Here is a 230-nt window from a genome sequence, read left to right as displayed (position 1 = left end):
TCTACACTACTTGGATTGTCAATACTTACAGCTACACTCGCTGTTCCTGCATCTTCTGCCACCGTTACATCACCTACGCTCATCGCTGGTGTATCGTTATCGGTGATCGTTACTGTTCCACTATCATTCGTGTTTGAAGTGTTCCCACTAGTAACTGTTCCATTTACAGTGAAGTCCTCTGTTGGTTCACCGGTAGTATCATCTATAATTGGAATACTTACATCTACTGT

The 230-nt window shown here is 42.6% G+C and carries 1 protein-coding gene; it reads right to left on the bottom strand.

All coding sequences use genetic code 11. The annotated features are described in order from the left end of the window. A partial coding sequence (locus Q0845_RS27820; RefSeq protein WP_298521239.1) for a hypothetical protein occupies positions 1-230 on the bottom strand: 230 nt, incomplete at both ends.

Source organism: uncultured Kordia sp. (assembly GCF_947489565.1).
Classification (GTDB): domain Bacteria; phylum Bacteroidota; class Bacteroidia; order Flavobacteriales; family Flavobacteriaceae; genus Kordia.
The sequence above is the reverse complement of the archived record's forward strand: the minus strand, read 5'-3'. Positions and strand labels throughout refer to the sequence as shown.